The sequence below is a fragment of the Kitasatospora sp. NPDC096204 genome, assembly GCF_044763205.1.
In the GTDB taxonomy this organism is placed as follows: Bacteria; Actinomycetota; Actinomycetes; order Streptomycetales; family Streptomycetaceae; genus Kitasatospora.
The window spans coordinates 47,510-72,000 of the sequence record NZ_JBIWFT010000014.1; the positions used below are offsets into that span (position 1 = coordinate 47,510).

Annotated in this window: 19 protein-coding genes, 1 tRNA gene, 1 other RNA gene and 1 riboswitch; of the genes, 18 read left to right on the forward strand and 3 right to left on the reverse strand. The window is 72.9% G+C overall.

What is annotated here, in order from left to right:
- The first annotated feature begins 241 nt into the window (after positions 1 to 241).
- The 3 genes from ACIQ87_RS17320 (at position 242) to prfB (ending at position 4,890) form a co-directional block, all read left to right on the forward strand.
- The gene (locus ACIQ87_RS17320) at positions 242 to 2,158 is read left to right on the forward strand and encodes a protein kinase (protein WP_402407042.1); all 1,917 of its coding nucleotides are present in this window, start codon (positions 242 to 244) and stop codon (positions 2,156 to 2,158) included.
- A gap of 246 nt (positions 2,159 to 2,404) precedes the next feature.
- Positions 2,405 to 3,658 (forward strand): serine/threonine-protein kinase, encoded by a 1,254-nt coding sequence (locus ACIQ87_RS17325; protein ID WP_402407044.1) that lies wholly within the window; start codon positions 2,405 to 2,407, stop codon positions 3,656 to 3,658.
- Between the two features lie 116 nt (positions 3,659 to 3,774).
- The gene (gene prfB / locus ACIQ87_RS17330) at positions 3,775 to 4,890 is read left to right on the forward strand and encodes a peptide chain release factor 2 (protein ID WP_402407047.1); all 1,116 of its coding nucleotides are present in this window, start codon (positions 3,775 to 3,777) and stop codon (positions 4,888 to 4,890) included.
- A 159-nt stretch (positions 4,891 to 5,049) separates the two neighbouring features.
- On the opposite strand, the gene ACIQ87_RS17335 is transcribed toward prfB, so the two are convergent.
- Entirely contained in the window at positions 5,050 to 5,244 is a 195-nt protein-coding gene (locus ACIQ87_RS17335) for a hypothetical protein (RefSeq protein WP_402407050.1), read from the reverse strand.
- A 349-nt stretch (positions 5,245 to 5,593) separates the two neighbouring features.
- On the opposite strand from ACIQ87_RS17335, the gene ftsE reads away from it, so the two are divergent.
- The 8 genes from ftsE to ACIQ87_RS17375 all read left to right on the forward strand — a co-directional run bounded on the left by ftsE (position 5,594) and on the right by ACIQ87_RS17375 (position 14,610).
- Complete coding sequence (gene ftsE / locus ACIQ87_RS17340; protein WP_030059730.1) at positions 5,594 to 6,283, forward strand: cell division ATP-binding protein FtsE; 690 nt, start codon at positions 5,594 to 5,596, stop codon at positions 6,281 to 6,283.
- A gap of 77 nt (positions 6,284 to 6,360) precedes the next feature.
- A complete protein-coding gene (ftsX, locus tag ACIQ87_RS17345) occupies positions 6,361 to 7,272 on the forward strand; it encodes a permease-like cell division protein FtsX (protein WP_396304070.1) in 912 nt (303 codons plus the stop codon).
- A gap of 114 nt (positions 7,273 to 7,386) precedes the next feature.
- Positions 7,387 to 8,523, forward strand: a complete 1,137-nt coding sequence (locus ACIQ87_RS17350; RefSeq protein WP_402407053.1) for a S41 family peptidase — start codon at positions 7,387 to 7,389, stop codon at positions 8,521 to 8,523.
- Between the two features lie 64 nt (positions 8,524 to 8,587).
- Positions 8,588 to 9,064: an SsrA-binding protein SmpB gene (smpB, locus tag ACIQ87_RS17355; RefSeq protein ID WP_045695776.1), complete on the forward strand. Its 477-nt coding sequence runs from the start codon at positions 8,588 to 8,590 to the stop codon at positions 9,062 to 9,064.
- Positions 9,065 to 9,150: 86 nt separating this feature from the next.
- Positions 9,151 to 9,532: a transfer-messenger RNA gene (gene ssrA, locus ACIQ87_RS17360) on the forward strand.
- 152 nt (positions 9,533 to 9,684) lie between these two features.
- On the forward strand, positions 9,685 to 11,988 hold the full coding sequence (locus ACIQ87_RS17365) for a HelD family protein (RefSeq protein ID WP_402407055.1): 2,304 nt from the start codon (positions 9,685 to 9,687) through the stop codon (positions 11,986 to 11,988).
- A gap of 356 nt (positions 11,989 to 12,344) precedes the next feature.
- Positions 12,345 to 13,817 carry an NAD-dependent malic enzyme gene (locus ACIQ87_RS17370; RefSeq protein ID WP_402407057.1) on the forward strand — a complete coding sequence of 491 codons (1,473 nt, stop codon included), beginning with the start codon at positions 12,345 to 12,347 and terminating at the stop codon, positions 13,815 to 13,817.
- Positions 13,818 to 14,325: 508 nt separating this feature from the next.
- Positions 14,326 to 14,610, forward strand: a complete 285-nt coding sequence (locus ACIQ87_RS17375; protein WP_030242980.1) for an HU family DNA-binding protein — start codon at positions 14,326 to 14,328, stop codon at positions 14,608 to 14,610.
- 76 nt (positions 14,611 to 14,686) lie between these two features.
- Here the strand turns inward: ACIQ87_RS17375 and murA are convergent, their stop codons facing one another.
- Positions 14,687 to 16,027 carry a UDP-N-acetylglucosamine 1-carboxyvinyltransferase gene (gene murA, locus ACIQ87_RS17380; protein WP_402407059.1) on the reverse strand — a complete coding sequence of 447 codons (1,341 nt, stop codon included), beginning with the start codon at positions 16,025 to 16,027 and terminating at the stop codon, positions 14,687 to 14,689.
- A gap of 299 nt (positions 16,028 to 16,326) precedes the next feature.
- Between murA and ACIQ87_RS17385 the strand changes: the two genes are divergently transcribed.
- The 6 genes from ACIQ87_RS17385 (at position 16,327) to ACIQ87_RS17410 (ending at position 23,737) form a co-directional block, all read left to right on the forward strand.
- Complete coding sequence (locus ACIQ87_RS17385; RefSeq protein WP_402407062.1) at positions 16,327 to 16,911, forward strand: YqgE/AlgH family protein; 585 nt, start codon at positions 16,327 to 16,329, stop codon at positions 16,909 to 16,911.
- A gap of 63 nt (positions 16,912 to 16,974) precedes the next feature.
- Positions 16,975 to 17,259, forward strand: coding sequence for a DUF3039 domain-containing protein (locus ACIQ87_RS17390; RefSeq protein WP_402407065.1), 285 nt, complete (start codon positions 16,975 to 16,977; stop codon positions 17,257 to 17,259).
- A gap of 91 nt (positions 17,260 to 17,350) precedes the next feature.
- Positions 17,351 to 18,961, forward strand: a complete 1,611-nt coding sequence (locus tag ACIQ87_RS17395; protein WP_402407068.1) for a beta-N-acetylhexosaminidase — start codon at positions 17,351 to 17,353, stop codon at positions 18,959 to 18,961.
- Between the two features lie 302 nt (positions 18,962 to 19,263).
- Positions 19,264 to 20,130 (forward strand): FAD binding domain-containing protein, encoded by an 867-nt coding sequence (locus ACIQ87_RS17400; protein WP_392881353.1) that lies wholly within the window; start codon positions 19,264 to 19,266, stop codon positions 20,128 to 20,130.
- Complete coding sequence (locus ACIQ87_RS17405) at positions 20,127 to 21,413, forward strand: 2Fe-2S iron-sulfur cluster-binding protein (RefSeq protein WP_402407069.1); 1,287 nt, start codon at positions 20,127 to 20,129, stop codon at positions 21,411 to 21,413. Before ACIQ87_RS17400 ends, ACIQ87_RS17405 begins: the two co-directional genes overlap by 4 nt.
- Positions 21,410 to 23,737, forward strand: a complete 2,328-nt coding sequence (locus ACIQ87_RS17410; RefSeq protein WP_402407072.1) for a xanthine dehydrogenase family protein molybdopterin-binding subunit — start codon at positions 21,410 to 21,412, stop codon at positions 23,735 to 23,737. Before ACIQ87_RS17405 ends, ACIQ87_RS17410 begins: the two co-directional genes overlap by 4 nt.
- 85 nt (positions 23,738 to 23,822) lie before the next feature.
- On the opposite strand, the gene ACIQ87_RS17415 is transcribed toward ACIQ87_RS17410, so the two are convergent.
- A tRNA-Cys gene (locus ACIQ87_RS17415) sits at positions 23,823 to 23,894 on the reverse strand.
- 85 nt (positions 23,895 to 23,979) lie between these two features.
- A riboswitch (guanidine-III (ykkC-III) riboswitch) is annotated at positions 23,980 to 24,045 on the forward strand.
- A gap of 44 nt (positions 24,046 to 24,089) precedes the next feature.
- On the opposite strand from ACIQ87_RS17415, the gene ACIQ87_RS17420 reads away from it, so the two are divergent.
- Positions 24,090 to 24,404, forward strand: coding sequence for a DMT family transporter (locus ACIQ87_RS17420; protein WP_402407074.1), 315 nt, complete (start codon positions 24,090 to 24,092; stop codon positions 24,402 to 24,404).
- The last annotated feature ends 87 nt before the right edge of the window (positions 24,405 to 24,491 follow it).

A 24,491-nucleotide genomic window follows, 5' to 3' on the forward strand; every position in this document is an offset into this window, starting at 1 on the left:
CTTGCGATCATCGCCGTGACAGGGGCGACGGGGAGTCAGGTCGACCGCCCCCGCGCGCAGTGCCCCGGGGCCTTCCCTAGGGGATCTCCCCCAACCCTTCCCCAGACCGTACGGATGGCCTATCGAGCACCCCGAAATCCCGAACGGACACCGTTAGAGTGGCCGCAGACACGGGCCCGGCAGGCTCACCGCACCGGCGGAGGAGCGCCCCGCGCGGGCGGCACGGCGAGGAGTGCGACAGGTGCGGCCAGTCGGCAGCAAATATCTGCTGGATGAGACCCTCGGGCGGGGTGCGACCGGGACCGTCTGGCGCGGCGTGGTGCGCGAGGACGTCCAGGTGCCGGGCTGCGTGCCCGGGCAGCGGGTCGCGATCAAGGTGCTGCGCGAGGAGCTGGCCGCCGACCCCGACGTGGTGATGCGCTTCCTGCGCGAGCGCTCGCTGCTGCTGCGGCTGACCCACCCCAACATCGTGCGGGTCCGCGACCTGGTCGTCGAGGGTGAGCTGCTGGCCCTGGTGATGGACCTGGTGGAGGGCCCCGACCTGGCCCGCTACCTGCGCGCCAACGGCCCGTTCAGCCCGATCGCGGGCGCCCTGCTGATGGCCCAGGTCGCGGACGCGCTGGCGGCCAGCCATGCGGACGGGATCGTCCACCGCGACCTCAAGCCGGCCAACGTGCTGCTCGCCTCCACCGTGGTGGACGGCGCCGAGCGGATGCACCCGCTGCTGACCGACTTCGGCATCGCCAGGCTCGCCGACTCCCCGGGCGTCACCCGCACCCACGAGTTCGTCGGCACCCCCGCCTACGTCGCGCCGGAGTCCGCCGAGGGCCGTCCGCAGACCTCCGCGGTGGACGTGTACGGCGCCGGGATCATGCTGTACGAGCTGGTCACCGGCCGCCAGCCGTTCCAGGGCGACAGCGCGCTCGCCGTGCTCCAGGCGCACCTGGCCCAGGAGCCGCAGCGGCCCAGCACCATGCCCGAGCCGCTCTGGACGGTGATCGAGCGCTGCCTGCGCAAGGACCCGGCCCAGCGGCCCGGCGCCACCTCGCTGGCCCACGCGCTGCGGGTGGTCGCGGCCGGCGTCGGCGTGCACGCCTCCCCGGCGGCGGTGGACGAGGCGCTGGCGGTCGGCGCCCTGCTGCTGCCGGACCCGCAGCCCACCGCCGTCCCCTCCACCGGATCGCCGCTGCCGCCCGCGACGCTGCCGGGCGCCATGGCCGCCGCGCCGGCGGCCCCGGGCACCGAGGATCACACCCAGGTGCTGCCGTCGACCCCGCCGCAGTACGACCCGGCCGCGGCGACCCGGGTGATGGGCACCCAGCCGCCGCCGGCGCCCCCGCAGGGCGCCCCGGACCGTACCCGGGTGATGCCGCCCGCCGCCGTGCCGCCGCCCCCGCCCGCGGCGCCGCCGCAGGAGGAGGCGCCGCACCCGTGGCAGACCCAGCTGCGCGCGGCGCGGGACCGCAACCAGCAGACCCAGGTCGGCTACTTCGGTCCGGAGGACTACGAGGACCTGCCGCAGCCGCAGGTCGCCCCGCCGCCGTACCAGGCCGGGCAGGGCGGTCACCCCGGCCACCCCGGCCAGGGCGGCCACCCCGGCCAGGGCGCTCCGGGCGGACGCCCCGGGCCGCAGCAGCCCGGCGGCTACCGCCAGTCCCCGCCCCCGCCCGGCTACGCCCAGCGCCCGCCGGTGGCCCCGCCGCCGTACCAGGCCGGGCAGGGCGGTCAGCGTGGCCAGGGCGGCGGCCGGCCCGGCCAGGCCGGCCGTCCGCAGCCGCCCGGCGGCTACCGGCAGGCCCCCGCCGGGTACGGGCAGTCGCAGGGCGGCTACCCGCCGCCGCCCGCGCCCACCCCGGTGCCGCGCCGGGCCGAGCCGCCCGCGCCGCAGTACCGGGAGGCCCCGCCGCAGCGCCGCGAGGAGCCGCCGGCACCGGCCCGCCGCGAGCCCGCGCCGGCCCGCGAGCCGCGCCCGCGCAGCCGCAACCGGATGTACATCCCGGGGCTCGGCTGCCTCAAGGGCTGCCTGATGGTGCTGCTGGTGCTGGCCGTGGCCGGGGTGGCGCTGTGGAACTTCACGCCGCTGCCGCAGTACTGGGACAACGTCGTGGGCTGGTTCGACTCGGCGCGTGACTGGGTGAACAGCGTCTTCGGCAAGTAGCGCCGTCCGGAACGGCGCGAACGCGGATCCGGACCGGGCCCTGAGCCGATCCGGGCTCAGGCCCGGCCCGGACGGCAATATTGACGCTATGTCGACAATCCGGGAGATTTCTCGGCCGGTACTCCCGCTCAGGGCCCCCCGGGCGGCCCCCGCGGGGCCTCCGGACGCGTAGGTTGGTCGCTGTTGTCCCGCCCCACCGAGCGCGCCGGACCCCCGGAGCGCTCCCGCGCCGCCCACGGAGCAGCATTGGCACGCAAGATCGGCAGCCGGTACACCGTCCACCAGGTGATCGGCCGGGGTTCGGCCGGGACGGTCTGGCTCGGTGAGGGGCCCGACGGCCCGGTGGCGGTCAAGCTGCTGCGCGAGGACCTCGCCGCCGACCAGGTGCTGGTCGGCCGCTTCGTCCAGGAGCGCACCGCGCTGACCAGCCTCGACCACCCCCGGGTGGTCGGCGTGCGCGACATGGTGGTGGACGGCAACGACCTCGCCCTGGTGATGGAGCTCGTCCAGGGCACCGACCTGCGGTCCCGGCTGGAGCGGGACGGCGCGCTGCCGCCGCAGACCGCCGCCTCGATCATCGCCGACGTCGCCGACGGCCTGGCCGCCGCGCACGCCGCCGGCATCGTCCACCGCGACGTCAAGCCGGAGAACGTCCTGCTCGACCTCGCCGCCGCCCCCGGACCGGGCGGCGCCCCGCGCGCCAAGCTCACCGACTTCGGCGTGGCCCGCCTGGTCGACGCCCCGCGCCGCACCCGGGCCACCCGGATCATCGGCACCCCCGACTACCTCGCCCCCGAGATCATCGAGGGCCTGGAGCCGCGCGCCGCCGTCGACATCTACGCCCTCGCCACCGTGCTGTACGAGCTGCTGGCCGGCTTCACCCCGTTCGGCGGCGGCCACACCGGCGCGGTGCTGCGCCGGCACGTCACCGAGCAGGTCCCGCCGATCCCGGGCCTGCCGGACGGGCTGTGGCGGATCATCTCGGAGTGCCTGGCCAAGGCCCCCGCGTCCCGGCTGCGCGCCGCCGAGCTGGCCGCCCGGCTGCGCGAGCAGCTGCCCTCGCTGGCCGGCCTGCCGGTGCTCGCCGTGCCCGGCCAGGGCCGCGCCCCCGCCGAGGAGCAGCTGAGCCCCGGCGAGGCCGTCTACGCCGAGATCGACGCCGGCCCCGGCACCCACAAGCGCCGCCGCGGCCCGGCCGTCCCGCTGGTGCCGGGCGCCGCCCCGGACTCCACCAGGGACACCCACACCAGCCTGCGCCGCCCGTCCGCCGACGAGCTGGCCGCGTACGCGCTCGAGTCCCGCGCCCAGCGCGTCGCCCCGGGCCACCGCCGGGACCGCCAGGCCCTGCTGCGCCGCCGCCGGCTGCTGGCCGTGCTGATCGCCACCGTGCTGCTGCTGGCGGGCGCCGCCGCGGCCTGGACGGCCTTCGCGGCCACCGTCCCGGACGGCGGCCACCCGACCCGTCCGGCGGTGTCGGGCACGGCCCCGCGGGCGCCGTAGCCGCGCCCGTGACCGAGCCCGCGGCCGCATCCGTACGACGGCGGTGACCGCGCCCGTGACTCCGGGGAAACCGGGGGTGTCGTCATGACCACTCCCGGAACCATTACCCTGGGGGCGTGGCAGCCGTCGATCCTTCCGAAGAGCTCAAGAACCTCGATACGACCATGGGGTCGATCGAGGCCGTCCTCGACCTGGACAAGATCCGGGCCGACATCGCGGTCCTGGAGGAGGAGGCAGCCGCCCCCACCCTGTGGGACGACGTCGCGAACGCGCAGAAGGTGACCAGCCGGCTCTCCTTCCTCCAGGGTGAACTGCGCCGGGTCGAGGGCCTGCGCGGCCGCATCGACGACCTGGGCGTGCTGTTCGAGCTCGCCGAGGCCGAGGACGACGCGGACACCCGTGCCGAGGCCGAGGTCGAGCTCGTCGCCCTCCAGAAGGCGGTCGAGGAGCTGGAGGTCCGCACCCTCCTGTCCGGCGAGTACGACGCCCGCGAGGCGCTGATCAACATCCGGGCCGAGGCCGGTGGCGTGGACGCCGCCGACTTCGCCGAGCAGCTCATGCGCATGTACCTGCGCTGGGCCGAGCGGCACGGGTACCCCACCGAGGTGTACGACACCTCGTACGCCGAAGAGGCCGGCATCAAGTCCGCGACCTTCACCGTGAAGGCGCCGTACGCCTACGGCACCCTCTCGGTCGAGCAGGGCACCCACCGCCTGGTGCGGATCTCCCCGTTCGACAACCAGGGCCGCCGGCAGACCTCCTTCGCCGGCGTCGAGGTCCTCCCGGTCGTCGAGCAGTCCGACCACGTCGACATCGACGAGGGCGAGCTGCGGGTGGACGTCTACCGCGCCTCCGGCCCCGGCGGCCAGGGCGTCAACACCACCGACTCGGCGGTGCGCATCACCCACCTCCCGACCGGCATCGTGGTCTCCTGCCAGAACGAGCGCTCGCAGATCCAGAACAAGGCGTCCGCGATGAACGTCCTCCAGGCCAAGCTGCTCGAGCGGCGCCGCCAGGAGGAGAAGGCGGCGATGGACGCGCTCAAGGACAGCGGAAGCTCCTGGGGCAACCAGATGCGCTCCTACGTGCTGCACCCGTACCAGATGGTGAAGGACGTCCGCACCGCGTTCGAGGCCGGCAACCCGCAGGCCGTGCTGGACGGCGACATCGACGGGTTCATCGAGGCCGGCATCCGCTGGAGGAAGCAGCGCGAGACCTCGAGCGAGGCGTGAGGACTGCGGCCTCGATGAAGATCAAGCACGGCATCGAGGCCGGCATCCGCCGGCGCAAGCAGCGCGAGACCGGCGCCGAGTAGTCACCGCGTAGTCACCGCACGACGCAGAAGGCCCCCGACCGCAGCGGTCGGGGGCCTTCCCGTGTGTCCGGAAGGGTCAGGCCAGTGCCTGCCGGGCGATCAGCGCCACCGCGAGCAGGCCTGCCAGCAGGGCCAGCAGCGTCGCGGGGGAGAGCGCGGCGAACGGGCTCTGCTGCTCCTGAATCCGGGCCCGGTTGGCCCGGCACACCGGGCAACGCCCGTCGCTGACGCGGCCGTTGCAGTTGGCGCACACCAGATGGTCGCAGGTCATGCGATCTCCTCCTCGCTGCTATTGCCAACGCACCGGACGGGGCTTTGGTTCCATGCGCTGCCCTGTACGGGGGAGCGGCCGTGACACGGCCGCTCCCTCCACTCTGCCAGGTTCCGGCGGTTCCGGCTCCCGGGCTGTGAGATGCCCCCCGATATTCGGGGCATAAGCGGACATTCTCCCCCATGGCCGGTCGTTGTCACGGGCGGTCCCTGCGGGCCGGTCGCCGATTCGCGTATGGTCCGAGTCCGGGAGCGGCCCTCTGCGCTCCTTTCGCCCGCCCCCGGGCCGGGCCTCCGGGGCGGACCGACCGAGGACTGGCGCCGCCTAGGATGGCCTCCGTGATGCAGCCGTGATCAGATTCGACAACGTCTCCAAGACCTATCCCAAGCAGAACCGTCCCGCCCTGGACAACGTCTCGCTGGAGATCGAGAAGGGTGAGTTCGTCTTCCTGGTCGGCTCGTCCGGCTCGGGGAAGTCCACCTTCCTGCGCCTGTGCCTGCGCGAGGAGCGCCCCAGCACCGGTGCGGTGCACGTCCTGGGCAAGGACCTCGGCAAGCTGTCCAACTGGAAGGTGCCGCACATGCGCCGCCAGCTGGGCACCGTCTTCCAGGACTTCCGTCTGCTGCCGAACAAGACGGTCGCGCAGAACGTCGCCTTCGCCCTCGAGGTGATCGGCAAGCCCAAGAGCGCCATCAACAAGGTGGTGCCCGAGGTGCTGGAGCTGGTCGGCCTCGGCGGCAAGGAGGACCGCATGCCGGGCGAGCTCTCCGGTGGTGAGCAGCAGCGCGTGGCGATCGCCCGCGCGTTCGTGAACCGCCCGATGCTGCTCATCGCGGACGAGCCCACGGGCAACCTCGACCCGCAGAACTCGGTCGGCATCATGAAGCTGCTCGACCGCATCAACCGCACCGGCACCACGGTGCTGATGGCCACCCACGACCAGGCCATCGTCGACCAGATGCGCAAGCGCGTCATCGAGCTCGACAAGGGGCTGCTCGTCCGCGACCAGGCCCGCGGCGTCTACGGGTACCAGCACTGACCGACCGGCGCTGACCCGTAGGGCCGTCGGCCCGGCCCGCCAGACCAGAGCAGTACCGACCCTGGAGTTGTTTCCGCATGCGTGCCCAGTTCGTCCTGTCGGAGATCGGTGTGGGTCTCCGACGCAACCTGACCATGACCATCGCGGTCGTGGTCAGTGTCGCGCTCTCCCTCGCCCTCGCCGGTTCCTCGCTCCTGGTCCGCGACCAGGTGAACTCCATGAAGGGGTACTGGTACGACAAGGTCGAGGTGAGCATCTACTTCTGCACCAAGGCGGACGCCCGGAACTCGCCCCAGTGCGACAAGGGCGCGGCCACCGACCAGCAGGTCCAGGACATCAAGGACCAGCTGGACAAGATGACCTCGGTGGTCCAGTCCTCGACCTACGAGAGCTCGGCCGAGGCGTACAAGCACTGGAAGGAGATGAACCCGGACAACCCGCTCATCTCCGTCCTGGGCCCGGACGCCATGCCGCAGTCCTGGCGGGTCAAGCTCAACGACCCGACCAAGTACGACGTGATCCAGAGCGCCTTCGCCGGCAAGCCCGGCGTCAAGTCGGTCGAGGACCAGCGGAAGATCCTGGAGAACCTCTTCGGCCTGCTGAACGGCCTCCAGACGGCGGCGTTCGTGATCATGGTGCTGATGCTGTTCGTCGCCCTGCTGCTGATCGTCAACACCGTCCGGGTGTCGGCGTACAGCCGACGGCGCGAGACCGGGATCATGCGCCTGGTCGGTGCCTCGAACTTCTACGTCCAGATGCCGTTCATCGCCGAGGCGGCCTTCTCGGCGCTGCTCGGCGCGGTGATGGCCTCCGGACTGCTGATCGGCGGGCACTTCTTCGTCCAGAACTGGCTGGCCGACCGGGTGCAGTTCATCCACTTCATCGGGCTCGGCTCGGTGCTCGCGGTGATACCGCTGCTGATCGTGGTGGGTATGGGCATGGCCGGTGTCGCGGCGTTCTTCACGCTGCGCAAGTACCTCAAGGTCTGATTCCCGGACCGCCTCGACGGCCCCGGACGGCACTGCGCCGTCCGGGGCCGTCGGCGTTCCGGGGGCCGTCGTTCCGGTTCGTCCCGCGCGGAGCGGTGTCTACACTCCGGTGCCATGCAGCAAACTCCGCGCAGGGCCCGCCAGGTGGCCGCGCTCAGCCTGGTGTTCGGCGCCGTGCTGCTGGCCGGCGCGGCCACCGGGGCCTGGAGCGACCCGGGCGACCCGCCGCACCGCCCCTCCGCCGACACCGTCCGGGCAGGCGGCGGGCTCCCGGCGGACCCGGCCGGCGCCGCCCTGTCCGAGCAGCAGGCCGAGCACCTGCTGGCGGCCGGCGGCGACCGCTGGGGCGCGTACTACAGCGCCCAGGAGTACGCGGAGTTCAGCCAGGGCTTGGACGGCCGGTACCCGGGCGTCGGCCTCTCGGTCGGCCGCGGCCAGGACGGCGTCACCGAGGTCTCCCAGGTCGCGCCGGACGGCCCGGCCGCCGCGGCCGGGATCACCCCCGGCGACCGGCTCGTGCGGATCGGCCGGGACCAGGCCGACCACCTGCCGGTCACCGAGGTGGTCGCGCGGCTGCGTGGCCAGGGCGAGGAACGCCGGGCGGGCTCCGAGGTCACCCTGGCCGTCCGGCGCGGCGAGGGGCAGGAACGCGAACTGCGGTTGCGGCGCGTACTGCTGGACAGCCGACAGGTCGCCGCGGAGCAGCTGGGCAAGGGCGTGCTGCGGGTGACCGTACGCGCCTTCACCAGTGGCGTGGCCGACCAGGTGCGCGCCGCCCTGCGCGCCCCGCACACCGGCGTGGTGCTCGATCTGCGCGGCAACTCCGGCGGGTTGGTCGACGAGGCGGCCGAGACCGCCGGGATCTTCCTGGACGGCGGAGCGGTCGGCTCGTACCAGGAGCGCGGCGGGACAAGGGAGTTGACCGCCCCGCCCGGCGGCGACCAGCGCACCCCGCTGGTGCTGCTGGTGGACGGCGGCACGATGAGCGCCGCCGAACTGCTGGCCGGCGCCCTCCAGGACCGCAGCCGCGCCGTGGTGGTGGGCTCGCGGACCTTCGGCAAGGGCACCGTCCAGCAGCCCAGCCGGCTCGCCGACGGCGCCGTGCTGGAACTGACCGTCGGCCGCTACTACACCCCGGCCGGCCGCTCCCTGGACGGCACCGGACTCACCCCCGACGTCCCGGCGGGATCGGGCGAGGAGGCCGACGCCCTCGCCCTGCGGGTCCTCTCGGGGCTCGGCACCCGCGCCTGAAGCCCGGCACCCGGGCCTAAACCAGCTGCCCGATCCGGCGCCGAAGTGCGAGAATGGCCGCGCTATGGCAAAGGAAACCGGACAGAAGCTGATCGCGCAGAACAAGAAGGCGCGACACGAGTACACGATCCTCGACACCTACGAGTGCGGCCTCGTACTCACCGGCACCGAGGTCAAGTCACTGCGTGAGGGGCGGGCCAACCTGGTCGACGGCTACGCCTACATCCAGAACCACGAGGCGTGGATCGACAACGTCTTCATCCCCGAGTACACCCAGGGGACGTGGACCAACCACGCGGCCCGGCGCAAGCGCAAGCTGCTGCTGCACAAGCTGGAGATCCGCAAGATCGAGACCAAGGTCCGCGACGCGGGTCACACCCTGGTCCCGCTCTCGCTGTACTTCAAGGACGGCCGGGTGAAGCTCGAACTGGCGCTCGCGGTCGGCAAGAAGCTCTACGACAAGCGCCAGACGCTGCGCGAGAAGCAGGACACCCGTGAGACGGCCCGCGCGGTGGCGGCGGCTCGCCGGCGCCAGGGTTAATCCGCTGGACCCTCGCCCGTCGCCTCGCGTACTATGGCGCAAGCAACACGGACGATGACCGTCCGAGCTGTTTCTCAACAAAACATGGGGATGATCGGTTTCGACAGGGGATGTTGAAACAGGGGAAGCGAGCCGAGGAACGCGGCAATGATCTCGTTAACCACGTGTCGCAAAAAAATAATCGCCAACACTAAGCGCGATTCCCAGCAGTTCGCTCTCGCTGCCTAATAAGCACCGATAGCGCTTGGGTGTCAGACCGGGGGGTTCCCGACCCGGACCCTGGCATAATCTAGGGAACTCAACCGTCCGCCCGGGCTGCGAGGGCGGATGGGAAATCAAACAGCAGCTGGGCCTGTTGGCGGCTTGTCCGTGTGACCGCCAGGGCCGAGAAAAGCACAGCGGACTGCGCTCGGAGAAGCCCTGAATTAACTCCACTGGACCCGGGTTCGATTCCCGGCATCTCCACCACCCCATGTTCACACCGAAGGCCGTTCTCCGCTCCAGCGGAGGGCGGCCTTCGACTTTTGTACGTTCCGGAGCAGCGCGGCCGGGGGGTCGCGGCGTAGGATCATCCGTCCGCTCGTTTTCCGGAGCCGGATTCCGCCGCAACCACCGAGGCCATGCAGAGCAACAAGGACACCACCCCCACGGCCGATCACGAGACCGTCCGCACGCGCGAGATCGCCGGTGAGCAGCAGCACCTCGACACCGTCTACCACCGGTTGGAGGAGAAGCTCGCCGAGGCCGAGTACATCCTGGAGGACGCCGCCAAGCGGGTCCAGGTCGGCACCCCCGGCGCGCTCGCCGAACGCGACGCCCAGGTCTACCGGGCCGGCGCCCACCTCCAGCGCCTGAACAGCGAGTTCGAGGACTTCCTGTTCGGCCGGATCGACCTCCAGCGGGCCGACGCTCCGGAGGAGCACGGCATCCCGTCGAACACCCCGCTCGACCCGGCCGACCCGGCCGTCGCCGAGACCCTCCACATCGGCCGCCTCGGTGTGCTGGACGCCGAGTACGGTCCGCTGGTGATCGACTGGCGCGCGCCCGCCGCCGCCCCGTTCTACCGCGCCACCCCCGTCGAGCCCGGCCGGGTGATCCGCCGCCGGGTGATCCGCTCCAAGGGCCGCAAGGTGATCGGCGTCGAGGACGACCTGCTGCGCCCCGACCTCACCCCGACCCTGGACGGCGAGGAGCTGGCCGTGGTCGGCGACGGCGCGCTGATGGCCTCGCTGGGCCGCGCCCGCAGCCACTCGATGCGCGACATCGTCTCCTCCATCCAGCGGGAGCAGGACGAGGTGATCCGCGCCGCCGCCGCGGGCGCCACCCTGGTCACCGGCGGCCCCGGCACCGGCAAGACCGCCGTCGCCCTGCACCGCGCCGCCTACCTGCTCTACCAGGACCGCCGCCGCTACGCCGGGGGCATCCTGGTGGTCTCGCCGACCCCGCTGCTGGTGTCCTACACCGAGGGCGTGCTGCCCTCGCTGGGTGAGGAGGGCCAGGTCGCCATCCGGGCGATCGGCTCGCTGGTGGACGGCATCGAGGCGGGCACCTACGACACCCCCGAGGCGGCCCGGGTCAAGGGCTCGGCCCGGATGGTGCACCTGCTGCGCCGCGCCGCCCGCGCGGCGCTGGAGCTGGGCGCGCCGCAGGAGCTGAAGGTCGTCGCCCGCGGCGAGGTGCTGAAGCTGGACGCCTCCCGACTGAAGGCCGTGCGCGGCAACGTGGTGGGCTCCGGCGGCACCCCGCTGAACCTGCTGCGCCCGCGCGCCCGCAGGCTGCTGCTGGACGCCCTGTGGCAGCAGGCCACCCGGGACCTGCCGAGGCCCACCGACCACTACGCCCGGGAGCAGCGCCAGGAGGAGAAGGAGTCCTTCGACGAGTACGTCTCGGACGAGGCGTCGTTCCTGGACTTCCTGGACGCCTGGTGGCCGGCGCTGACCCCGCGCGGGGTGCTCGGCACGCTGCGCCAGCACCGGCACATCAACCGGATCGCCCGCCGCGCCGTCACCCCGGACGAGGCCAGGCTGCTGGCCGCCTCCTGGCGCCACCTGTCCTCGCAGGGCGAGGGCGCGCTGTCCGCGCACGACGTCGCGCTGGTCGACGAGCTCCAGGTGCTGCTCGGCGAGCCGGCCCGGCCGAAGGTCCGCGAGGTGGACGCGGTGGACCTGCTGAGCGGGCTGGAGGAGGTCACCACCTTCGCCGACCGCAGCGCCCGCCAGCGGGACCGCCAGCCGGTCGAGCGCAGGGAGTACGCGCACGTCATCGTGGACGAGGCGCAGGACCTCACCCCGATGCAGTGGCGGATGATCGGCCGCCGCTCCCGGATGGCCACCTGGACGATCGTCGGTGACCCGGCGCAGTCCTCCTGGCCGTTCCCGCAGGAGGCCCAGGCCGCGCTGGACGAGGTCCTCTCCGGCAAGCCGCGCCGCCGTTTCACGCTGACCGTGAACTACCGCAACCCGGCCGAGATCGCCGAGGTCGCGGCGAAGGTGCTGGCGCTGGCCGCGCCGGGCACCCCGTCGCCGAGCGCGGTGCGCCACGTCGGTGTGGAGCCGCGCTTCGCGGCCACCACCGACCCCTCGCCGGAGGCCTTCGGCAAGGCCGCCAGGGCCGAGCTGGAGCGGCTGCTAGCCGAGGTGGACGGCACCGTGGCGATCGTGGTGCCGATGGACCGCCGGGAGGAGGCGGCCGGCTGGGCCGAGGGCCTGGGCGAGCGCGTGGTGGCGCTGGGCAGCCTGGAGGCCAAGGGTCTGGAGTACGACGCGACGGTGGTGGCCGACCCGACCGGCATCGCCGGCGAGTCGGAGGCCGGCCTGCGGGTGCTGTACGTGGCGCTGACCCGCGCGACCCAGCGGCTGACCGTGCTCTCAGGACCGGACGACCTGCCGGACGCGGCCGGCGTGCCCGCGCTGCTGCACGGCTGACGGTTCCCGAGGTCCACGGAAGAAGGCCCCCCACCGGATGGTGAGGGGCCTTCAGACGTTTAGTACACCGACCCGCCATGCTCGCCTCGCGGCAAGTGGTCCCTCGAAGGGACGAAGGTTGGGCCCGGGGGCTTGGATCGAGCCGGTGCCTGTCCAATGTAACGCATCGGCCGGGAGAGGCAAGGAGTGAGCGGCGGGAGACCGAGGGCCGCGGATGGGATTGTCGGATCCGCACACTCAATGAACGTTATTTCTGGCTTCCCCCAGGAAGGTGCGACGATCGAGGTCTAGCATGCGTAGGCGATGCCTTCAACAAAATGTTGAGCCTGCGGGACAGACGGAAGAAGGAAGCGTCGATGGCGACGGTGCCCAGTGTCTCCAACTCGATCACGGTACGGCTGGAGGTCCCGGCCCGGGGCAACGCCGTCAGTGCGATCACCACGGCCGTGGAGTCCTCCGGCGGTTCGGTGACCGGTCTCGACGTCACCGCCTCCGGCCTGGAGGCGCTGCGGATCGACGTCACGGTGGCGGCCTCCTCGGTCGCGCACGGCGAGGAGATCGTCGAGAAGCTGCGCGCGATCGACGGCGTGTCGATCGGCAAGGTCTCGGACCGCACCTTCCTGATGCACCTCGGCGGCAAGATCGAGATGTCCTCCAAGCTGCCGATCCGCAACCGTGACGACCTCAGCATGATCTACACCCCGGGTGTCGCCCGCGTCTGCATGGCGATCGCGGAGAACCCCGAGGACGCCCGCCGCCTGACCATCAAGCGCAACAGCGTCGCCGTGGTCACCGACGGCTCGGCGGTGCTGGGCCTGGGCAACATCGGCCCGGAGGCCGCGCTGCCGGTCATGGAGGGCAAGGCGGCCCTGTTCAAGCGCTTCGCCGGGATCGACGCCTGGCCGATCTGCCTGGACACCCAGGACACCGACGAGATCGTCGCCATCGTCAAGGCGATCGCCCCGGGCTTCGCGGGGATCAACCTGGAGGACATCTCCGCGCCGCGCTGCTTCGAGATCGAGGCCCGGCTGCGCGAGGCCCTGGACATCCCGGTCTTCCACGACGACCAGCACGGCACCGCGATCGTGGTGCTGGCCGCCCTCACCAACGCGCTGAAGGTGGTCGGCAAGGAGATCGGCGACATCCGCGTGGTGATGTCCGGCGCCGGTGCCGCCGGCACCGCGATCCTCAAGCTGCTGATGGCGGCCGGTGTCGAGCACGCCACCGTGGCGGACGTGCAGGGCGTGGTCCACCTGGGCCGCGAGGACCTCACCGAGAGCCTGCGCTGGATCGCCGAGCACACCAACCGCTCGGGCCGCACCGGCACCCTCAAGGAGGCCGTGGCGGGCGCCGACGTCTTCATCGGCGTCTCGGCCCCGAACGTCCTGGACGGCGACGACCTGGCCACCATGGCCGAGGACGCGATCATCTTCGCGCTGGCCAACCCGGACCCTGAGGTCGACCCGGCCATCGCCCGGCAGACCGCCGCGGTGGTCGCCACCGGCCGCAGCGACTTCCCGAACCAGATCAACAACGTGCTGGTCTTCCCGGGTGTCTTCCGCGGCCTGCTGGACGCCCAGAGCCGCACCGTCAACACTGAGATGATGATCGCCGCCGCCCGGGCGCTGGCCACCACCGTGGCCGACGACGAGCTGAACGCCAACTACATCATCCCGAGCGTGTTCCACAAGGACGTGGCCAAGACCGTCGCCTCCGCGGTGCGCGAGGCGGCCCTCGCGGGGGCCCAGGAGGCCCCGGCGCCGGCCCGTCCGACCCCCGGCATCGTGGGCACCCTCGACACCGCCGCGTTCCCCACCGTCAAGCTCTGACGGCCGGATCGGGCGACGTGTCGTAGATCGCTCAAATGTACGAATAGCGAGCATACCCGCCCAGCTCGCCCCGAACCCTTGCGACACAAGGGCGAGGGGCGTGTTTGGGCTTGTCAGTCGTAGGGCGTACCGTAGCCCTGCACGGGGCAGGCGTGTCCGACAAGTACGGAACGTCCCCCTGGTCTTCCGGCGTGTCCTCCCGACCGCCGCCCGCGCCCGGTCCGCCGGAGCCGACGGAGCGTCACACCTCCAACGGGCGGGCGATGTTCGAGTGGCTCGGCCGGGGCCCGATTGGCTTTCTCGGGGCCGGTCGGGGCAGGATTCGTATCCAGGCGGGCGGGCGGGCCTTCGACGGCTCCGGCGCGCGGCATCGGGTGCGGACCCGGCCTGCGACCACGCATTGCCTGCATGAGCACAGTGTGCGGACCTGCGGCCCATCCGGGTGCCCCCCGGTGGGAGCACCGATGGGCCCCCGCGCACCGCAAGCGAACAGACCACAGGAGTACACATGAACCGCAGTGAGCTGGTGGCCGCGCTGTCCGAGCGCGCCGAGGTGACCCGCAAGGACGCCGACGCCGTTCTGGCCGCCTTCGCCGAGATCGTCGGCGAGGTCGTCGCCAAGGGCGACGAGAAGGTCACCATCCCCGGTTTCCTGACCTTCGAGCGCACCCACCGCGCTGCCCGCACCGCCCGCAACCCGCAGACCGGCGAGCCGATCCAGATCGCCGCGGGCTACAGCGCCAAGGTGAGCGCCGGCTCCAAGCTGAAGGAAGCCGCCAAGGGCGCTGCCTGAGCCACCCCTTGAACGCCCGAGAGGCCGGGCTCCCCGCTGGGGAGCCCGGCCTCTCGCCGTTGTCGTGACCGGACCGTCAGGCCTCGACCAGCTGCTCGCTGGGCAGCTCGACGTGGGCGCCGAGGTCCCGCAGCTTGTCCATGAAGTTCTCGTAGCCGCGGTTGATCAGGTCGATGCCGTGCACGGTCGAGGTGCCCTCGGCCGCCAGCGCCGCGATCAGGTACGAGAAGCCGCCGCGCAGGTCCGGGATGACCAGCTCGGAGCCGATCAGCTTGGACGGGCCGGAGACGACCGCGGAGTGCAGGAAGTTGCGGGCGCCGAAGCGGCACGGGGTGGCGCCCAGGCACTCGCGGTAGAGCTGGATGTGCGCGCCCATCTGGTTCAGCGCGCCGGTGAAGCCGAGCCGCGACTCGTACACCGTCTCGTGGATGATCGACAGGCCGGTGGCCTGGGTCAGCGCGACCACCAGCGGCTGCTGCCAGTCGGTCTGGAAGCCCGGGTGCACGTCGGTCTCCAGGGCGATGGCCTTGAGCTCGCCGCCCGGGTGCCAGAAGCGGATGCCCTCGTCGTCCACCTCGAAGGTGCCGCCGACCTTCCGGAAGGTGTTCAGGAAGGTCATCATCTCCAGCTGGCGGGCGCCGCGGACGTAGATGTCGCCCTTGGTGGCCAGCGCCGCGCAGGCCCAGGAGGCCGCCTCCAGGCGGTCCGGCAGCGCCCGGTGGTTGTAGCCGTTCAGCTCGTCCACACCGGTGATCAGGATCGTCCGGTCGGTGCCCAGCGTGATGATCGCACCCATCTTCTGCAGCACGCAGATCAGGTCGACGATCTCCGGCTCGATGGCCGCGTTGCGCAACTCGGTGACGCCCTCGGCGAGGACGGCGGTGAGCAGCACCTGCTCGGTCGCGCCGACCGAGGGGTACGGCAGCTCGATCCTGGTGCCGCGCAGCCGCTGCGAGGCGACCAGGTAGGTGCCCTGCGGGTGCTTCTCGATGGTGGCGCCGAACTGGCGCAGCACCTCGAAGTGGAAGTCGACGGGGCGGCCGCCGATGTCGCAGCCGCCGAGGCCGGGGATGAAGGCGTGGCCGAGGCGGTGCAGCAGCGGGCCGCAGAACAGGATCGGGATCCGCGAGGAGCCGGCGTGCGCGTCGATGTCGGCGACATTGGCGCTCTCGACGTGCGAGGGGTCGAGGATCAGCTCGCCGTCCTCGTCACCGGTGCGCACGGTCACACCGTGCAGCTGCAGCAGGCCGCGGACCACCTTGACGTCGCGGATGTCCGGGACGTTGCGCAGTCTGCTGGGGCCCTGCCCGAGGAGGGCGGCGACCATGGCCTTGGGCACCAGGTTCTTCGCACCGCGGACGCGGATCTCGCCTTCGAGCGGGTTTCCGCCATGGACCAGCAGGACGTCGTCGGTCATCGTTCTCGCAATCCGGGGTGCCAGAGGAGTCAGGGAAGGGGCTCCGGGAGAGAGCCGGTGGTGGACCGTCGTACGGGCACGTTCGGACCCCCGGCGAAACCGAGTCGGCACCGTGAAGGGCGTCCACCAGACGTAGATGGTAGTAGGCGCGCCGTTGGTTCCCGTGAGCCTCTCCCGTGATGGTGCTCTCTCCGGGCCCGTGCCCGCCCCCCGGTACGGCCGTACGGGTGTTCGTCGCGGTGGCCGGTTTCCGGGCGTTGCGGTGTCCGAGCGGTGCCGTTCTGCGGGATCATGTGGGCATGACGGCGGCCCATTCGCACGGAGGCCGGTCCCACACCGGCAGTCTGCTCGTCGCGACGCCCCTGCTCACCGACCCGAACTTCGCGCGGGCGGTGGTGCTGCTCCTCGACCACGACGTCGAGGGGGCGCTCGGCGTGGTCCTCAACCGGCCGACACCGGTCGAGGTGGGAAGCGTGCTGGACGGCTGGAACAGACTCGTCGGACAGCCCGCCGTGGTGTTCCAGGGCGGCCCGGTGGCGCTGGACTCGGCGCTCGGCCTCGCGGTGGCCCCGGGGGAGCCCGGCACCGGCGAGCCGCTCGGCTGGCGCCGGGTGCACGGCGCGATCGGCCTGGTGGACCTGGAGGCGCCGCCCGAGGTGATGGCCGGCGAACTGGGCAGCCTGCGGATCTTCGCCGGGTACGCCGGCTGGTCGCCGGGGCAGCTGGAGGCCGAGCTGGAGAGCGGCGCCTGGTACCTGGTGGACTGCGAGCCCGGGGACGTCTCCAGCCCCGAGCCGGAGCGGCTGTGGCGCTCGGTGCTGCGCCGCCAGCGGGGCCCGATCGCCCTGCTGGCGACCTACCCGGACGACCCGACGATGAACTGAGCCGACCGGCCCGGTGCGGTGACACTGGCCGGGTTTCCGGAGGCGCCCATAGACTTGGCACCCATGAGCACTCTTGAGCCCGAGCGCGGCCTCGGCACCGGAACCCTGGTCGAGCCCGTCCCGCAGGTGTCCAACGGGGACGGCGACCACGAGCGCTTCGCGCACTACGTCCAGAAGGACAAGATCATGGAGAGCGCGCTCTCCGGGTCTCCCGTGGTGGCGCTCTGCGGCAAGGTGTGGGTGCCCGGGCGCGACCCGAAGAAGTACCCGGTCTGCCCGATGTGCAAGGAGATCTACGACGGCATCGGCAAGCCGCAGGGCGGCGACGGCGCCGGTGACGGCAAGTAGTCCGCGGCGCTCCGCGCGACGCCGTTTTGCATAGCACCCGGTTTCCTGGGTGGTCTATGCCAATCGTTCCGGGCGTGGGCAGGATGTCGGGATGGACCTCATTCCCGCACCTTCGAGTGCCGCCCGCCGCCCGGACGAGGACTATCCGCTCGACGCCACCACGACGCTGACCGCACCCCCCGCGCTGGCCGACGCCGAGCGCTGGCTGCGGGCCGCCCTGTCCGCCGCCACCGGGCTGCCGCTCGGCCCGGGCCGGCGGGGCGCGGGCATCGAGCTGGTCCACGACGCGACGCTCGCCGCCGAGGCGTACCGGCTCACGGTGCGCCCCGGCCACGCCCTGCTCGCCGCGGGCGGGCCGGCGGGCGCGCTGTGGGGCGCGCAGACCCTGCGGCAGCTGCTCGGACCGGACGCCTACCGGCGGTCGCCGCTGCGCCGCGAGGGCTGGGTGCTGCCCGGCACCGACATCGAGGACGCCCCCCGGTTCGGCTGGCGCGGCGCGCTGCTCGACGTCGCCCGGCACTTCCTGCCCAAGTCGGACGTGCTGCGCTTCGTCGACCTGCTGGCCGCGCACAAGCTGAACGTGCTGCACCTGCACCTGACCGACGACCAGGGGTGGCGGGTCGAGATCAAGCGCTACCCGAGGCTGACCGAGCGCGGTGCCTGGCGGGACCGCTCGATGGTCGGTTACCGGGCCGGGCAGCGCCGCGACGACCGCCCGCACGGCGGCTACTACACCCAGGACGACCTGCGCGAGATCGTCGCCTACGCGGCCGCCCGCGGGGTCACCGTCGTTCCGGAGATCGACCTGCCCGGCCACACCCAGGCCGCCGTCGCCGCCTACCCCGAACTGGGCAACACCGACGTGGTGGACACCGCCGCGCTCGGGGTCTGGACCGACTGGGGGGTGAGCCACAACGTGCTCAACGCCTCCGAGGAGACGCTGCGCTTCTTCGAGGGCGTGCTGGAGGAGGTCCTGGAGCTCTTCCCGTCCGAGTTCGTCCATCTCGGCGGCGACGAGTGCCCCAAGGAGCAGTGGAAGGACAGCGCCGCCGCGCAGGCCCGGATCCGCGAGCTGGGCCTGGCCAACGAGGACGAGCTGCAGAGCCACCTCATCCGGCACTTCGACCGCTGGCTGGCCGAGCGCGGCCGCCGGCTGATCGGCTGGGACGAGATCCTGGAGGGCGGACTCGCCCCCGGCGCCGCGGTCTCCTCCTGGCGCGGCTTCGGCGGCGGGATCGCCGCCGCGAAGGCCGGCCACGACGTGGTGATGTGCCCCGAGCAGCACGTCTACTTCGACCACCGGCAGGCGGACGGACCGGACGAGCCGATCCCGGTCGGCTTCGTGCGCACGCTGGAGGACGTCTACCGGTTCGAGCCGGTCCCCGCGCAGCTGGACGAGGCCGCCGCCCGGCACGTGATCGGCACCCAGGCCAACCTGTGGAGCGAGTTCATGGACAGCGCCAGGGACATCGACTACCGGGCCTTCCCCCGGCTGGTCGCCTTCGCCGAGGTCGCCTGGTCCGAACTGCCCGCCGAGCCGACCGAGCGGGACTACGCCGGTTTCGAGCAGCGGTTGACGGCCCACCTGAAGGTGTTGGACGCGCTCGGCGTCGAGTACCGCCCGGCTGACGGGCCGCACCCCTGGCAGCGCTGGCCCGGGGTGGCCGGACGGCCGATCGAGGGGCCGCCGCCGGTGCGCTAGTCCTACTCACCGGGAACTTCTGAGCGGTCATCCGACGTCAAGAACTGATGAACATCTGCCCTGGCCCGGAGCGGGTCGGGGCAGATACCGCCCGGTATCAGTCCCAATCGGGCAGCCCCGTTCACCGGCCCCGAAGTGATCATCGAGCATTGTGTGCCAGAGTTGCCCAACCCGGCCCGATCGCCCGTACCCTACGGGCCAGGCCGGGCTGCTGACGCAGGACAGCACGGCCGAAGGCCGGCGGGCGGCAGGCGATCGATGAGCAAGTGGAGCACGGTGGGACCCAGGTGAACCGGACGATCATGCTGCCGGCCTCCCTCGACGAGGCCGTCGACGCGCTGGCCGCCGCCCCGGCCGCGGTACCGGTGGCCGGAGCCACCGACCTGATGGAGGCCGTCAACGCCGGCCGACTGCGCCCCGCCGCCCTTGTCGGCCTCGGCCGGATCACCGAACTGCGCGGCTGGCGCTACGAGGACGGCGGCACGGCCGTCCTCGGCGCCGGACTCACCCACGCCCGGATGGACCGCCCCGACTTCGCCGCGCTCATCCCCGCGCTCGCCGACGCGGCCCGCACGGCCGGCCCGCCGCAGGTCCGCAACGTCGGCACCCTCGGCGGGAACATCGTCACCGCCGCCGCCGCGGGCGACACCCTCCCGGTGCTCACCGCGCTGGAGGCCAGCGTCACCCTGGCCCGGGCCGGGGGCACCCGCGAGGTGCCGGTCAGTCACCTGCTCACCGGACTCGACCCGGTGCGCCCCGGCGAACTGCTCACCTGGGTGCGCGTCCCGCTGCTGCACGCCCCGCAGGTCTTCCTCAAGGCCACCGGCCGCAGCGGCCCGGCCCGCGCCACCGCCTCCGTCGCCCTCGTCCTCGACCCGGCCCGGCGCTCGGTGCGCTGCGCCGTCGGTGCCGTCGCGCCGGTGCCGCTGCGCCCGCTGGAGGCCGAGGCCTGGGTGGCCGGCTGCATCGACTGGGACGGCAGCCGGGAGATCGACCCGGCCGCGACCGCCGCCTTCGGCGAGTACGTGGCCGGCGCCTGCGTCCCCGACAACTACGGCGCCGAGGGCGCCTGGGAGGCCGTGACCGAGGGGCCGACCGCGGCCGCCGTTCGGCTGCGGCGTACCGTATCGGTGCTGGCCCGACGGGCACTGGGAAGGGCGCTGAAGTGACCACAGACCCCATCGAGACCCTCGACGCCGACCCGCTCGGCCTCTCCCCGCAGGTCAGCCGCGAGCTGCGCCCGTGCGCCTCGTACACGCTGCGGGTCAACGGTTTCGAACGGCCCGTCACCGACGCCTGGATCGGCGAGAGCCTGCTCTACGTGCTGCGCGAGCGGCTCGGCCTGGCCGGCGCCAAGGACGGCTGCGAACAGGGCGAGTGCGGGGCCTGCTCGGTGCAGGTGGACGGCCAGCTGGTGGCCGGCTGCCTGGTGCCCGCGGCACTGGCCGCCGACAGCGAGATCAACACCGTCGAGGGCCTGTCGGCCGCCGGCGGCGCGAGCGACGTCCAGCAGGCGCTGGCCGCCTCCGGCGCCGTCCAGTGCGGCTACTGCACCCCGGGCATGGCGATGGCGGTGCACGACCTGCTCCAGCGCAACCACCGGCCCACCGAGGTGGAGGCCCGTCAGGCGCTGTGCGGCAACCTCTGCCGCTGCACCGGCTACCGGGGCGTGCTGGCCGCCGTCCAGACCGTCGCGGACGCCCGCGCGCTGGACGCCGAGGAGGCCGAGGAGGCCGCGCAGGCGGTCGAGACCGCCGCCGAGGCGCGGGTCGAGCCGGCCGCCGAGCCGTCCGCGGAGGCGCCCCTCGAACCCGGGCACGCCGTCGAGCCGCCGGTCTACGCCGACGCCGAGGCCTGGATCGAGCACGTCCCCCAGCAGGCCGTCCCCCAGCAGCCCGTCGAGCAGCCCCACCCGGTCGCCCACCTCGTGGAGCAGCACCCCGTGGAGCAGCACCCCGTGGAGCAGCACCTCGTCGGGCAGCAGCCCGCCGTCGAGCAGCACCCCGTCGAGCAGGCCCCGGCCGGGCTGACCTACGGCGACCCCCAGAACGGGTACGACAGCGGCGTGTACGACACCACCGTGCTGGCCCCGATCCGGGACGGCATCCCCGCCCAGGCCGCCGACGACCAGGTGTACCACCCGCCCCAGGGCTACCCCGAGCAGCCGTACCAGGCCACCCCCGCGCACGGCACCTACCTGCCCTTCCCGGACGGCCACCAGCAGCAGAGCGGCTACGACACCGGGTACGACGCCCCGGTCTACGAGTCCACCCCCGCGCACGGAACCCCGCTGCCCGGCGCCGCCTACGACGGCACGCCGCCGCACGGCACCCCGTACGCCGCCCCGCACCCGCACGGTGCCCCGGCCGAGGGCGGCGCCCCGGCCGGAGTCCCGTACGGCGCCACCCCCGCCCACGGCATCCGGCTCCCCGAGGACGACCACGCATCATGACGTCGCCTACCGACATCGGCGCAGCACTCCAGCAGGACGGCGGCGAGGGCGGCGCACCGGAGCCGATCGGCCTGGGCAGCTCCCCGCTGCGCAGCGACGCGCTGCCCAAGGCGCTCGGCATCTACCCGTACGCGGCCGACCTGTGGGCCGAGGGGCTGCTGTGGGGCGCGGTACTGCGCTCGCCGCACCCGCACGCCCGGATCCGCGGCATCGACACCTCGGCCGCGCTGGCGCTGCCCGGGGTGCACGCCGTGGTCACCGCCGCCGACCTGCCACCCGGCCCTGACGGCACCCCCGACGGCGCCCCGGCCGGGCCGATCGTCGCCGACCGGCCGGTGCTGGCCGCCGGCGTGGTGCGCCACCACGGCGAGCCGATCGCCGCGGTCGCCGCCGACCACCCGGACACCGCCCGGCTGGCGGTCGGTCTGATCGCGGTCGACTACGAGCCGCTGGAGGCCGTCACCGACCCGGAGCAGGCCTTCACCGCGCCGCCGCTGCACCCGGACGGCAACCTGTTCCGCCACCTGCCGCTGCGCACCGGGGACCCGGACGCGGTCGGCGAGATCGTCGTCGAGGGCCTCTACCAGGTCGGCCGTCAGGACCCGGCCCCGCTCGGCGCCGAGGCCGGGCTGGCCGTGCCGCGCCCGGACGGCGGCGTGGAGCTGCACCTGTCCTCCACCGACCCGCACGGCGACCGCGACCGCACCGCCGCCTGCCTCGGTCTGGAGCCGGACCGGGTCCGGCTGGTGGTCACCGGCGTGCCCGGCGCCACCACCGACCGCGAGGACCTCTCGTTCCAGGTCACCCTGGCCCTGCTGGCGCTGCGCACCGGCCGTCCGGTGAAGATGACGCTCACCCGCGAGGAGTCCTTCCACACCCACGCCTCGCGCCACCCCGCGCTCCTGCGCTACCGCCACCACGCCGACGCCGAGGGCACGCTGGTGAAGGTCGAGGCGCAGATCCTGCTGGACGGCGGCGCCTACGCGGACGTCTCCGCCGAGGCGCTGGCCGCCGCGACGGCCTTCTCGGCCGGCCCGTACGTCTGCCCGAACGTCTTCGTGGACGCCTGGGCGGTGCGCACCAACAACCCGCCGGCCGGTCGGATGCGCGGCGAGGGCGCCCTGCAGGCCTGCTTCGCGTACGAGTCGCAGCTGGACCAGCTGGCCGCCCGGATCGGCGTGGACCCGGTGGAGATCCGCCGCCGCAACGCGATGTCCACCGGCGACCCGCTGCCCACCGGACAGGCCGTCACCTGCCCGGCGCCGGTGCGCGCCCTGCTGGACGCGGTGGCGGCCGAGCCGCTGCCGGCCCTGCCGGTGGACGACCCGGACGCCGAGTGGCTGCTGCCCGGAGGGCCCGGCGGCGCGGGCGACCCGGCGGCGGTGCGGCGCGGCATCGGCTACGCCGTCGGCATGGTGCACATGCTGGGCGCCGAGGGCGAGGACGAGGTCTCCACCGCGACCGTGCGGGTCAGCGGCGACCACGCCACCGTGATCTGCGCGGCGGTCGACGCCGGGCAGGGCTTCGCCACGCTGGCCCGGCAGATCGTGCAGACCGTACTGGGTGTCAGCGAGGTCTACATCGCGCCGGCCGACAGCGACCAGTCGATCGCCGGGCCGTCCGCCCGTGGCCGGCACACCTGGGTCTCCGGCGGCGCCGTCGAGCGGGCCGCGCTGATGGTCCGCCACCAGCTGCTGCAGCCGATCGCGGCGAACTTCGGGATGTCGGTGGAGCTGCTCCAGATCGCCGACGGCAAGATCACCTCGTACGACGGGGTGCTCGGCATGCCGGTCGCCGAGGCGCTGGAGGGCAAGGAGCTGTGGGCCACCGCGCAGTGCCGCCCGCACCCCACCGAGCCGCTGGACGAGGCCGGGCAGGGCGACGCCTTCGTCTCCATCTCGTTCTGCGCGATGCGCGCCGTGGTGGACGTGGACATCGAGCTGGGCGCCGTGCGGGTGGTCGAGATGACGGTCGCCCAGGACGTCGGCCGGGCGCTGAACCCGCGCCAGATCGAGGACCGGATCGAGGCGGGGGTGGCCCAGGGCGTGGGCCTGGCGCTGCTGGAGGACCTGCGGACGGAGGGCGGGGTGCTGCAGAACCCCTCGCTCACCGGCTACCGGCTGCCCACCGCGCTGGACACCCCGGAGGTGCGGATCGCCGCGCTGCTGGAGGAGCGCGACGTGGTGGCCCCGTTCGGCGCCAAGGCGGTCGGCGCCGTCCCCGCGGTGGTCGCCCCGGCGGCCGTCGCCGCGGCCGTGCGCGCCGCCACCGGCCTGCCGGTCGGCCGGCTGCCGATCCGGGCGGAGGACGCCGTCACGGCCTGACCGGATTCCCCGGGAAATGCCGGGAACGGCGAAAAGGAATTGCCGGCCGACTTTTCGGAGTCGACCGGCAATTCCTTTTCCGGGGAGGCCATGGCGGGAATCGAACCCGCGTGTACCGCTTTGCAGACGGTTCCCTAAGCCACTCGGGCACACGGCCAGTGAATTCATGGTGGCCGATCCGGGGGAGCGGGGTCAATGCTCCTTTGTAAATTCTGTATGGCAGTGTGTGCTACGGTCGGAGACCGGTGGCGGTGTTCCCGCCACCCCGGACGAGCGCGTCGTACCCGGTGACGACAAGACGGCGCAGTTCAGCGGCAATCCGGCCGCTGTGGACTGCGGAGGCATCACCGTCATGGCTTGGCTCGTTCTGATCGTCTCGGGTTTCCTGGAGACCGTGTGGGCGGTCGCCCTGGAATCGTCCAAGGGCTTCACCCGACCCGTTCCCAGCATCGTCTTCGGTGTCGCGCTGCTGGTCAGCATGGGCGGCCTGGCGTACGCGATGCGCACCATTCCGATCGGCACCGGCTACGCGGTCTGGGTCGGCATCGGCGCGGTCGGCACCGTGGCCTACGGCATGGCCGCCCTGGGGGAGCCGGCGACGGTGGCCCGGATCGCCTGCCTGCTGCTGATCGTCTCCGGCGTGGTGGGCCTGAAGGTGCTCCACTGAGAGGTGCTCCACCGAGGCCGTCCCAGGCCTCGCGGCCGAGCCGTTCGCCGACCGGGGTCAGGGGTCATCAAGGCAGACGCCACTTAC